We start from the raw sequence: 11,662 nt of genomic DNA on the forward strand, positions 1-11,662 counted from the left end.
TCTAATTTTAAGTATTTTGTCTGTTTGTTAAGAAAGATGCGGGTAATGGATAGCCTTATAGGGAAGGGGTTGGGGGTTAGGTCTTTATTCGACTCAATACCGAAGCGCTATAGAGTCTAACCAAAATTTACTTGCTTGCTTAAAAAATCTCGAAAGCTGGAATGATAAAGACTGTAGTGGATTTCTCCATCAATTTCCTGGAGTGTTAAAAACTCACGCCAATTTTCCAGAACTTCTTCAACATCGTATTCATCAGCATCAATTGTACTAGCAATGCTTTCTGCTGATACGACTGATGAAACTTGCACTAACACATTCAGTACAGATGATTTAAATTCCTTCTCTTGACTTGAGGAATTAGGGGGAATCATCTTGTGCTTATGCTGTTGATAATACGCCTCTAAACCAGGGGGAAGTCCATCAAACTTCTCAAAAGTAGCAGGTAATATCTGACTGAGATGGTCACTGAGCTTCTTGTACTGAGCGCAGTCGAAGTATGCCGAAGTGTACATGAAATTGTTTTCGCTTTTGGCGGTTAGCTCTGCTGTGAGTTCTTCGTCATTGTTGACATACCGCCGAATGTATGCTTGGATATCTTCGTGGTTTTCTTGTGGGTATGTTGCTAAGTCAAGAATTTGAAAAGGTGTTTCTATCAACAAACCGGATTGTTTTCGCAGGTATGGACGGCGGGTAAGAAGGAAATACACCCCACGCGGCAGATATCTGGGAAGATAAAAGAGATTTGAGCCTTTTGTTTGGTCGGTGTGGTTAACAGCATCTAAGGCATCGATAGCAATAATAAACTTTTGCTGAGGTTCTAGTTTATCGCTGACTTGCTGAAGCAGGGAATGTAGAGACGTAAAATTTTCTGTCTCAATTTGTGTGGAGATACTAGTAATAAATTCCTCAGCGCGATTTTTGCCTGGGAGTTGGGCGTTGTAATAGAGAACTTGGGGATTTTCTGTGACGTATTTGGCGAGGATGGCACTTTTGCCGCTACCGGGTGCGCCAATTATGGTAAAGTAACCGCGATCGTAACGCTGGAGAAAGTTAGATATAGCGGTGAAGACGAAGGCGCGACCAACAAAGTTTTGACTTTTTTCGAGAATGACTTGTTGAAACTCTGTTGGGTATGAGGGGGAATTGATTGGCGTTGGCGGTCGAGGTGAAGTGTTCATACTTTTTAAACATTCTCCAACCGCAAAAAATGCACTCTCCCTGATGACTCCCCTGCCACAACAGTTACCCCGTCCGGTGCAATAGCGCAGCAAAAAAATGGGGACTCTCCTGTAAAAGTGGCAATTTCTTCTTCAGTTTCTAGATTCCAGAATTTAAGTGTATTGTCATCTAAAGCAGAGATCACCCGCTTGCCATCGGGGGTGATGGCTACTGCTGTTACCCGATCGCTATGACCCTGGAAAGTCCGCTCACATTTGTTAGTTTCTACATTCCAGAGTTTGAGTGTCTTGTCATCTGAAGCAGAAATCACCCGCTTGCCATCGGAGGTGATGGCTACTGCTGTTACCCGGTCGCTATGACCCTGGAAAGTCCGCTCATATTTGCCAGTTTCTAGATTCCAGACTTTGAGTGTCTTGTCCCATGAAGCAGAAATCACCCGCTTGCCATCGGGGGTGATAGCTACTGCTGTTACCCAGTCGCTATAACCTTGGAGAAAAGTCTGGTTATGTTCACCAGTTTCTAGATTCCAGGATTTGAGTGTATTGTCATCTGAAGCAGAAATCACCCAGTTGTCATTGGACATGATGGCTACTGCTGTCACCCGGTTTCTATCACCCTGGAAAGTTCGCTCATTTTCACCAGTTTCTAGATTCCAGAGTTTGAGTGTATTGTCATCTGAAGCAGAAATCACCCGCTTGCTATCGCGGGTAATGGCTACTGCTGTTACCCGGTCGCTATGACCCTGGAAAATCTGCTCATCTTTACCAGTTTCTAGATCCCAGACTTTGAGTGTCTTGTCATCCGAACCAGAAATCACCCGCTTGCTATCGCGGGTGATGGCTACTGCTGTTACCCGGTCGCTATGACCCTGGAAAATCTGCTCATCTTTACCAGTTTCTAGATTCCAGAGTTTGAGTGTATTGTCATCTGAAGCAGAAATCGCCCACTTATCATCGGAGGTGATGGCTACTGCTGTTACCGAGCCGCTATGACCTTGGAAAGTTCGCTCATTTTTATCAATTTTTAGATCCCAGAGTTTGAGTGTCTTGTCATCTGAAGCAGAAATCACCCACTTGCTATCGGAGGTGATGGCTATTGCTGTTACCCGGTCGCTATGACCCTGGAAAGTCCGCTCATATTTGCCAGTTTCTAGATTCCAGACTTTGAGTGTCTTGTCCCATGAAGCAGAAATCACCCGCTTGCCATCGGGGGTGATAGCTACTGCTGTTAGCCAGCTGTTATGACCCTGGAAAGTCCGCTCATATTTGCCAGTTTCTAGATTCCAGACTTTGAGTGTCTTGTCATTTGAACCAGAAATCAACCGCTTGCCATCGGGGGTGATGGCTACTGTTGTTACCCGGTTGCTATGACCCTGGAAACGCCCATTTTTGCCAGGTTCTAGATTCCAGAGTCTGAGTATCATGTCATCTGAAGCAGAAATCACCCGCTTGCCATCGGGGGTGATGGCTACTGTTGTTACCCGGTTGCTATGATCCTGGCAACGCTCATTTTCGCCAGGTTCTAGATTCCAGAGTCCGAGTGTCATGTCATCTGAAGCAGAAATCACCCGCTTGCCATCGGGGGTGATAGCTACTGCTCTTACCCAGTCGCAATGACCCTGAAAAGTCCGCTCATCTTTGCCAGTTTCTAGATCCCAGACTTTGAGTGTCATGTCATCTGAAGCAGAAATCACCATCACCCGCTTGCCATCGGGGGTAATGGCTACTGCATTTACCCTGCCGCTATGACCTGTAAGGGTGAGACGTAAACTTCCGCCTGGGAAAATTAAGTTAGATGTTAACGGACGCAACCAAGGGATAACTTGCTGCTTTGCTACTTGGAGCATTACTTGAATTTCCGGTACATCAAAGTGCTGCATTCGCCCGCACAATTGCCCTGCCAGTTGCATTTTATATTTTTTTAAGATAAACGCTGAAAGTCGCAATGCTCCTTGAATCAATTTCAGCGTTTCTACTTGCTCTGCATTATATTTTGGTTTGTTTAACAGTTCGGAGTCATTAATTAAATCATAATCCTCAATTAGTGACTGCACACCAAAATCAGAATGCTTGACTTTCGCATCAATAAAATCAAAATCAGTCAGTCTATTATAAAGTGTTTCCCACTCTCCTATTTTTGCTTTCACACTAGGATCAATGAGAAAAATTCGCTGGTTGCTTAAAGATAACTGGGCAAATCTCTCAGCAAAACTACTCATTTTCACTCTTACCTGATTTTAGGTTTTTCCACAATTGATCATTATAATCAGAAATAAGAAGTTGAACCTCTGGCCAATCAATATTATTCTTTTTTTCTCTTTTTAATGTTGGTTGATTACGGAGGAAATCTGCGAAACTTTGGTGATAAATTGAATAGTAATATTCTTGATTTTCTTTTTGTTTTGAATGGGAATCTTCCTGATTTTCTTGTTTTTTTCTCAAGAATTGTTGTTTTCTCAAGAATTCCAGCCACTTATTCAAAAGAGCCAAAACATCAAATTCATCTCGACGAGCGATGCGGGCAATGGATTCACAAGAAATAGGTTTACCTACCTCAACCAGTACACAGAGGATAATCGCATTTTTTCTATCCATATCCATCTGCTTCCAATGCTGTTCATAATAACCCTGAAGTTTCTCAGGTAATTCTCCTAAACTTTTTAAGTCTTTATAATCTCCTCTAGCAATACTTGGTAAAACATAGGAGAGGTACATAAAATTGTTTTCACTTTTTATTGTTACCTGCTCAACAAAATATAGCTGCTGAATGTTGCGTTGTTGAATCCATGCCTTCAAACTCTGACCCTCTGGCTCATCATTGATACATTTCTTAATGTACTCTATAACATCATTTCGATTCGAGTCCCTGTATTTATTCGCAGTTAAATCCAACAGTTGCTCTTCTTCATCAATTAACAAGCGCTTTTCACTTTCGGCATAGCGTCGCCTAGTTAGCAGAAAATATATTTTTTCTGGCAGATTCTTGGGTAAATTTAAAAGATTTCCTGACCCTGATTGTTCGACTTCATCGAGTGCATCAACTACAATTAGCAAGGTTTCACCATCTGCAAATTTTTTATTTACTTTAGTCAACAAAGTAGGTAAATTATCACTCTCTGCATTTTGTAAATGATAGCGATTAATCAGTTGTTGACGAATACTTTGTAAAAATTGGTCTGGTGTGTTGCGACCTTCTGCCCGAATATTAAAGTAGCAGATAGCTTTGTATTTTAAGACGAGTTGGGCCGCGATCGCACTTTTTCCCATCCCCGCATCCCCAATTACGGTAAAATAACCTTTGGTATGCCTTTTGAGGAAATCATCAAACTCCTTAAATACAAATACCCGTCCGCAAAATACCTTAGTTTTTTCTTCGATTAGTGCCTTAAACTCATCTGGATAGATCGACTGTTCTACAGGTTCTGTAGATTTATTCAGGTGTTCTTGAAGTTCTACGTTAGTTATAAGTTTCCCTGGATTGATAGAGCGTTTTGCTATATTGACAAAAGCTTGATGGAATTCCTGAACCTGTAAAACATCTATTCTGTCTTTTTGTGCCTCATTTCTTAATGAAATCCATTCTTCGTAATTGAAATCTGATGTCTGTACTGATGTAAAAGTTTCCCAGAAAATCTTTTTTATTATTTGATTATCAAAAAACTTCAGGTTAAGCGCAAGTTGAGTTTCATCAAAATCCTTCTTGATTTTCTGACAATACTCTGCTAAAGCATGAGCATAAACATCGTCAAATTTTTCTGGAGGCTGTACTGAATTAATTCTTAACTTTTCTTTAATTTCAACTACAATTCTTTTACGCTGAACTGCATTTATGATTGAAGAAACAGTAGCAGTAGCAATAGTTTTAATTACTAGGGCAATATCCATCTTTCCTGTGGTGGGAGCAGGTTGTGACACCCTAACTTTATCGCATATTTAGTGAGTTACATTCCTAGTTACCGCGTGGGTGGGTGCAAGATGTGATGTAGAGGTACTTGTGGTGCGATCGCTAATCTAGATTAACCCATTAGCGATCGCCACTTTTTTCTCCGTCACTCTCAATGTACAAGTAGTTCTTGTCAAGATTGCAACATTCCTCATCAACATTACAATATCTATAAGGAATATTGTAATATTTCTCATTAACATTACAATATTCCTTATCAAGGCTGGAATATTTCTCATCAACATTAGAATATTTCTGTATAACCTATTTCTTAGTCGGACATATTTGCTGCACTCTTTGGGGAAGTTGTCGACACATTTGCTGAAATCCTTGAGGATTAATTTGCCACAACCAATAAACGAAGTTATCTGGGTTGATTCCGGTTATGACGTTGATAAAGAAAGTGCTTTCAGTTTAGCTGATGATTCAAGCTCATGTTGAAGTCATACGGCGTACTGAGCAAGAATAGAAAGTTTTGTCCAAACGTTGAGTAGTAGAAAGAAGATTTGGTTTGTTTAACCACTACCGTCGTCTCAGTAAGGATTATGAACGTCTCCCAGAAATGAGTGAAGCTGCCATATATGCCGTTATGACTGATTAATATTGTATTTCTTATTCCCAGCGATCGCTTCATCTGTTAAATGCGTATTTTTATACTAAAACTGGGTATTACAAATAAGTACTTTCGCTCGAATAGGTTTTCAAAGATGATTTTAAACTTTAGAAATACTAGTGCTGTGTGTGCCGTATTTTTATTAGTCAGTGTCAGCAGCTTTCACAAGTCAGCCATAGCCAATATAAACAACCAGCCCCAATTGATAGTGCAGCAGAGTAAAACTCAGGTAAACCCAGTTTTTAAATTTATTATGCCTAAATTAAAGCAAAAAACTCAGATTAAGATTTTATTACCGAAGTTTATTCCTGAGTCGGATGGCGAAAATCCAATTTACGCAACTATAGAAGCTGCTACGCAAAAAAAGTATGATATTTTACTGGCTTATAGTCCAGACTGTAATGGTGCTTCTGCCTGTCGTTTAGGCGTTGTTTCTGCTGAAGCCATAACCCGCAAAACACCCAGCCTGACTGGGAAACGTGTATCCTTAGCTAAGGGCATTACTGGTTATTTTGTAGATTTTACTTGTGGTGCTGGTTGCTCAGATGCTACCTTGACTTGGAGACAACAGGGTGTGCAATATGTTTTTGGGTTAAAAGCAGGCGATCGCACTTCTTTAGTAAAAATGGCTAATTCTGCGATTAATCCCTAGCTCACGTCATTTGATTGTACTTCCCAACGAAACAGTCGCGGCAATTGAGATACATCAATGGCGTAGTTAACAATCCACATCACCAATTCAAAAATCAATACATATCGTACCCACTGCAACTCGCTTGTAGAATCCAAAAGCGTCAAACCCTCATACAACTGCCAGAAGCGGTAAGGGAGATATATATAAGGAACCATTACCCACACAACATTTTGCAACTGCCTAAGTGCCACGCTTTCAGAGATGATTTGCAACCCGAATACGATAAAATACCAACCAAGCACAATTAAGACCGTGCGATCGCCCCACCATACACCCCACAATAGCATGACCACTAATGGCGGCACTACTCCTAGCAGTATCACCGAGCCAAACCAGATTTTATACCAACCGGGAAATGGTAAAGGTAGAGTATAAGGCTTGGTATTTTTCCACCCCCAGTTGACAACCACAATAAAAAGTGTGGCAATTAGGAAAAATAGGAGATTTTCCAGGAACAGATACAGGTTGATGTTTAAGGAAGTCATGAGGGTATTAAGCTGGTGTACATTCAAGTTGCACATTATCTGGTGGAGACTGTCATTAGTTATTTGTCCCTTGTCCTTTGTAAATACAAATGACTAATGACTAAGGACGACATTCACGGGTGATTATGTAATTTAGATGTGTTTTAGCTTATCAAGCTCTCATGTTTGTGTGTCATTCTCCTCAAGTAGTATTTTGCTATTTACCGACCTAGCCAAGTCTTGATAATGTCAAGAAGACTCGAACCACCCCAAACCAATGCCACTAGGATGGAAGTCGTTAAAACGCCCCCCAGCACGCACATAACTAAACCACCCAGGCTAATAGCACCATCATCTTCCGATAAGCCAAAGCTAGTTACAAAAATTCCCATTGCCGGTAGGGTATTAGTTCCTGGAATCGGAATCATCATGGAAATTGCCATCAAGGCGATCGCTATACCAATGGTCACTCTACCTGGTAAGGTAGTACAGATATAGCTTAGACGAGGACGAGCGATCGCTTCAATTCTTTTTAACCAAGGAATCCCTGCTTTCAAAAACCCCTGAACTGTTGTAAGTTGCATAGGATGATTCATCATCCGCTTGGGCAGCCAGGGGGTTTTGGCACCGGCAATTAGCTGTATTGCTAATAGAAAAATCAGAATACCGAAAGGAGTAGAGTACCCCGGTGCTGGAACCGGCAAAGCAGAAGGTAAAGACAGGATAACCAGCAAAAATCCAAAAATTCTTTCTTTTGCTAACAATAGAATTTCTACCAAAGTTACTTTTGATGGTCGGTCTTCCTCAAAAAAATAGCGTTCTAATTCGTTAGACAGTCTAGCCATACAACACCAACTTTTAGCAAAACTCAGTAAATAAATATACTTAATCTCTACACAAAATCCAAAAGATATTTCAACGTTTGCTGGCTCTATTTTCTTGTACCAAATGAATAATCGATGGTACTAAAGAAATAACTATAATTAATCCAATAATCGGTAACAAATACTTATCTACCTGTTCAGGTGGCAGAGATTTTCCTAAGAAAAACCCTAACAGAGTAATGCCGAATGTCCAAAGAAAGCCACCAATTAAGTTGTAAGACATAAATGTGCGGTAATGCATTGCACCAATCCCAGCCACGATAGGTGCGAAAGTCCGTACAATGGGTAAAAAGCGTGCTAAAACAACCGTTTTTTTACCGTGCTGGTGATAAAAATTTTGAGTTTTCACAAGATGTTTTTTATGGAACAGCCATGAATCTTCCTTATTAAATAGTCTTCTGCCAAATTTATGCCCAGTCACATAGCCAACATTGTCACCTAAGACCGCACAAATAAAAGCACCAATTATCAGAACCCAAATGTTCAATAAATTCTGAGATGCAACAAATCCAGCGGTGAACAATAAGCTATCCCCAGGCAGAAAAAAGCCAATTAACAAGCCAGATTCAGCAAATACAATCGCCCAGACCCCAAAATAGCCGAGTGATTTAATCAGTTGTGGTAAATCCAGATGCATAGAATTTTGACTTTTCAACATATAGATCCACAACATCTTAACGTTCAGCAATTTTATTGAATAAAAAGTAATATTAAATTTATGTAAATTTATTATGTAATCTTAAGAAATGTAATGACAGATGACAGGTTTTGGGTTATGGCTGCAAGATACAAAGATGTTTGAAAGTACTAAGAATATTTTGGGGTGCTGCGATGCCTACGGCGAGCTTTGCTAACGCAGCAGAGTTGGAATATCGTGTTAACTTTTTCATAGCTACCCTTAGAGATATGAAAAGTCATCAAATTCCTCCTGGAAGCTTTGGTATACCTGTATTAGGTGAAACACTCTCCTTTCTTTTCGACCGCGATTTCGCTAAAAAGCGCTATCGCCAGTATGGGCCTATCTTCAAAACTCATCTTCTTGGCAGACCGACTGTAGCGATGGTCGGGCCGGAGGCGTTAGAGTTGGTTTTGTCAAGCCAAATGGAGAAATTTTCTTGGCGCGAGGGATGGCCTGATAATTTCAAGACATTACTGGGTGAATCGCTTTTTCTGCAAGATGGAGAAGAACACCGCAGAAACCGCCGCTTGATGATGCCAGCGTTGCACGGCCCAGCATTGGCGAATTATGTCTCCACAATGGAAGATATTACACGTAGTTATCTGCAAAAGTGGCAGAAAAAACAGCAGTTTACTTGGTTTCCAGAATTTAAACAGCTGACATTTGATATTGCTAGTCAATTGCTGTTGGGTACGCGTCCTGGGCCTGAATGCGTGCGCCTGAGCGAGTTGTTTACAACCTTGACCAATGGGCTGTTTGCTATTAACCCGTTGCCCTTACCATTTACTACATTTGGTAAAGCTATAGCCGCTCGTAATCAGATTTTAGAACATCTAACTCAAGTTGTCAGAGAACGCCAGCAAAACCCCACAAAAGATACCATCAGCTTGTTAATCCAAGCTAGAGATGAAGATGGTAATAGCCTCAGCGAAAAAGAACTCATTGCCCAAGCGGTGCTGTTACTCTTCGCTGGACATGAAACTACTACTTCGATGCTGACTTGGTTGTGTGTAGAGTTAGCCCGTCATCCAGAAGTACTCGAAAAAGCAAGAGTTGAACAATTGCAACTTGCAAGTAAAGGTGACTTGGATTTAGAACAATTAGGGAAAATGCCCTATTTAGAGCAGGTTTTGTGGGAAGTTGAAAGATTGCATCAACCTGTCGGAGGCGGGTTTCGTGGCGTAATTAAAGATTTTGAGTTTAAAGGTTATCACGTTCCTGTTGGTTGGCAGTTATACTATTCAATTGGAGTTACTCACCGAATTGCAGAAATTTATTCTGAACCAGACCTGTTTGAGCCAGACCGTTTCAGTCCCCAGCGCCAAGAACATAAAAAGTATCCTTTTAGTTTAGTTGGTTTTGGCGGTGGGCCGCGCATCTGTATTGGCCTAGCCTTTGCCAAAATGGAAATGAAGATTGTTGCTGCTCATCTTCTACGCAATTATCATTGGGAGATATTACCCAATCAAAGTTTAGAGGAAGTTGTGGTTCCCACTAATCGCCCAAAAGATGGGTTGCGGGTTAGATTTCAACCTCGGTGAAATGTTTTATGACATCCCAAATAAATATACATTTACCTAATGGAGTTTTACAGCGCTGGCAAAATGTGAAAGATTTTGTGGGCGGAAGCGTTAATTCTCTAAGTAACTCAGCCCAACAAGCTGGTGAGTCTTTGAAGACAACAGCCACTACAACGACTGATAAAGCAATTGATACAGTTACAACAAGTTTAGAGCAAACTTGGCAAACAGCGGAGCAATTTAAGAGTACAACATCGGGAGCAGTTAAAGATGCAATGGCATCTTCTGCAAGTGATTGGTTGACACAACACCCGATATTTTTTCGGTTAGTTCAAATACTAGGTTGGGGAGCTAATCACCCAATTATTAGTGTAGTAATTTTGCTGTTTGCACTTGCTCTAATTTGGAGCATCATCAAAGCAATTGTCCGCTTGATTGAAACCGCTAGTTGGTCAATACTCAAGGTTCCGTTAAAATTGCTTCAGACTTTGATTAAAGTTAGTTTTCTATCTTTAACTAAAGTTGGGAGTTTTGCTGTTCAAAGAATGACTGCTACTGAAACAATTGATAACCTGCCAGCTTTGCTACCTGAAGATTCTCAACCAACTAAACAACAGCGATTAGCAGAAATTTCTTATCGTTTAGAAGCAATTCAAAAGGAACAACATGAGCTTTTACAAGAAGCGGCAGACTTGATTGCTGCTGACACAATTGATATAGAAGTATCAAAAATTAAACAGCTAAAAAGCGCTGAATCACATCTTGGCTAAGTTCGGTGGTGGAACCGGAGGCGACGATACCACCTTTTTGCATGGCGTAATAGTAATCAGCTTGACGGACAAAGTGTAAATGTTGCTCTACTAATAATACCGAAATACCTGTGGTTTCGACGATGCGACGGACTGCGGCTTCAATTTCTAGGATGATGGAGGGTTGAATACCTTCGGTGGGTTCGTCTAAGACGAGTAATTGAGGTTCTCCCATTAAAGCACGTGCGATCGCTAATTGTTGCTGCTGTCCTCCACTTAAATCACCACCCATCCGCGAAAGCATGGTTTTTAACACCGGAAATAAACTAAAAACTTCCTCTGAAATTTCTGCTTTTTTTACTGGTTTGCGTCTAGCTTCCAATCCCAGCAGTAGATTTTCTTTAACTGTCAGCCGAGGGATAATCTCTCGTCCTTGGGGGACATAACCAATTCCCAACTTTGCTCTTTGGTCTGGGGATTTGGAATTGATTAATTCTTCAGCTAAATTAATAGTACCGCTACGGGGTTTGAGTAAACCCATGATAGTTTTGAGTAGGGTAGTTTTTCCTACACCATTGCGTCCAATTAGGCAAACCATTTGCCCAGATGGTACGCTCAAATCTACATTGCGGAGAATATGGCTTTCGCCGTAATAAACGTTAAGGTTAGAAATTTTTAGCATAAAATAATTTTTAACTGTTTAGTTTTGATATCAAGTTTTTAACTGGCGATCGCTCTGTTAATAAATTAATTAGCCACAGTTTATTAAAAGTCTCATTAACCTCTTATGATACCTGATTGTGAATGAATTTTTTCTGGTTTTATCGCCTCACAAAATGGCTTGCATTAACTAAGGGACTTCCAAGAAATAAATTATCCAATCTTGTGGGGTGGGCATCTTGCCATTGGTGTCAAGTTAAGAAAAATAGAGTCTTGTC

At 40.6% G+C, this 11,662-nt stretch carries 10 protein-coding genes and 1 pseudogene; 4 read left to right on the forward strand and 7 right to left on the reverse strand.

The window, feature by feature from the left end; all coding sequences use genetic code 11:
• Window positions 1-116: 116 nt before the first annotated feature.
• The 3 genes from ACM0OX_RS33565 to ACM0OX_RS33575 are packed head-to-tail and all read right to left on the reverse strand — an operon-like array spanning window position 117 to window position 5,093.
• On the reverse strand, window positions 117-1,178 hold the full coding sequence (locus ACM0OX_RS33565; RefSeq protein ID WP_414519296.1) for an AAA family ATPase: 1,062 nt from the start codon (window positions 1,176-1,178) through the stop codon (window positions 117-119).
• Between the two features lie 5 nt (window positions 1,179-1,183).
• On the reverse strand, window positions 1,184-3,397 hold the full coding sequence (locus ACM0OX_RS33570) for a WD40 repeat domain-containing protein (RefSeq protein WP_414519297.1): 2,214 nt from the start codon (window positions 3,395-3,397) through the stop codon (window positions 1,184-1,186).
• Window positions 3,390-5,093, reverse strand: coding sequence for an AAA family ATPase (locus ACM0OX_RS33575; protein WP_414519299.1), 1,704 nt, complete (start codon window positions 5,091-5,093; stop codon window positions 3,390-3,392). The genes ACM0OX_RS33570 and ACM0OX_RS33575 overlap by 8 nt, the downstream gene beginning before the upstream one ends.
• A 391-nt stretch (window positions 5,094-5,484) precedes the next feature.
• On the opposite strand from ACM0OX_RS33575, the pseudogene ACM0OX_RS33580 reads away from it, so the two are divergent.
• A pseudogene (locus ACM0OX_RS33580) lies at window positions 5,485-5,722 on the forward strand (transposase); the annotation flags it as partial.
• A 106-nt stretch (window positions 5,723-5,828) separates the two neighbouring features.
• Complete coding sequence (locus tag ACM0OX_RS33585; protein ID WP_414519301.1) at window positions 5,829-6,386, forward strand: hypothetical protein; 558 nt, start codon at window positions 5,829-5,831, stop codon at window positions 6,384-6,386.
• Here the strand turns inward: ACM0OX_RS33585 and ACM0OX_RS33590 are convergent.
• The 3 genes from ACM0OX_RS33590 to ACM0OX_RS33600 all read right to left on the reverse strand — a co-directional run bounded on the left by ACM0OX_RS33590 (window position 6,383) and on the right by ACM0OX_RS33600 (window position 8,413).
• Window positions 6,383-6,913, reverse strand: a complete 531-nt coding sequence (locus ACM0OX_RS33590) for a hypothetical protein (protein ID WP_414519303.1) — start codon at window positions 6,911-6,913, stop codon at window positions 6,383-6,385. The two genes, ACM0OX_RS33585 and ACM0OX_RS33590, sit on opposite strands and share 4 nt — an antisense overlap.
• 200 nt (window positions 6,914-7,113) lie before the next feature.
• Window positions 7,114-7,737, reverse strand: a complete 624-nt coding sequence (locus ACM0OX_RS33595; RefSeq protein ID WP_414519305.1) for an exopolysaccharide biosynthesis protein — start codon at window positions 7,735-7,737, stop codon at window positions 7,114-7,116.
• A 70-nt stretch (window positions 7,738-7,807) separates the two neighbouring features.
• On the reverse strand, window positions 7,808-8,413 hold the full coding sequence (locus tag ACM0OX_RS33600) for a DedA family protein (protein WP_414519309.1): 606 nt from the start codon (window positions 8,411-8,413) through the stop codon (window positions 7,808-7,810).
• 269 nt (window positions 8,414-8,682) lie between these two features.
• On the opposite strand from ACM0OX_RS33600, the gene ACM0OX_RS33605 reads away from it, so the two are divergent.
• Window positions 8,683-9,996: a cytochrome P450 gene (locus tag ACM0OX_RS33605; protein ID WP_414519311.1), complete on the forward strand. Its 1,314-nt coding sequence runs from the start codon at window positions 8,683-8,685 to the stop codon at window positions 9,994-9,996.
• 8 nt (window positions 9,997-10,004) lie between these two features.
• Window positions 10,005-10,745: a hypothetical protein gene (locus ACM0OX_RS33610; RefSeq protein WP_414519307.1), complete on the forward strand. Its 741-nt coding sequence runs from the start codon at window positions 10,005-10,007 to the stop codon at window positions 10,743-10,745.
• Here ACM0OX_RS33610 and urtE read toward each other — a convergent pair.
• Window positions 10,708-11,406, reverse strand: a complete 699-nt coding sequence (urtE, locus tag ACM0OX_RS33615) for an urea ABC transporter ATP-binding subunit UrtE (RefSeq protein WP_099101646.1) — start codon at window positions 11,404-11,406, stop codon at window positions 10,708-10,710. The genes ACM0OX_RS33610 and urtE overlap by 38 nt on opposite strands.
• Between the last annotated feature and the right edge of the window lie 256 nt (window positions 11,407-11,662).

It is taken from the genome of Nostoc sp. PCC 9305 (assembly GCF_963920915.1).
GTDB lineage: Bacteria > Cyanobacteriota > Cyanobacteriia > Cyanobacteriales > Nostocaceae > Nostoc.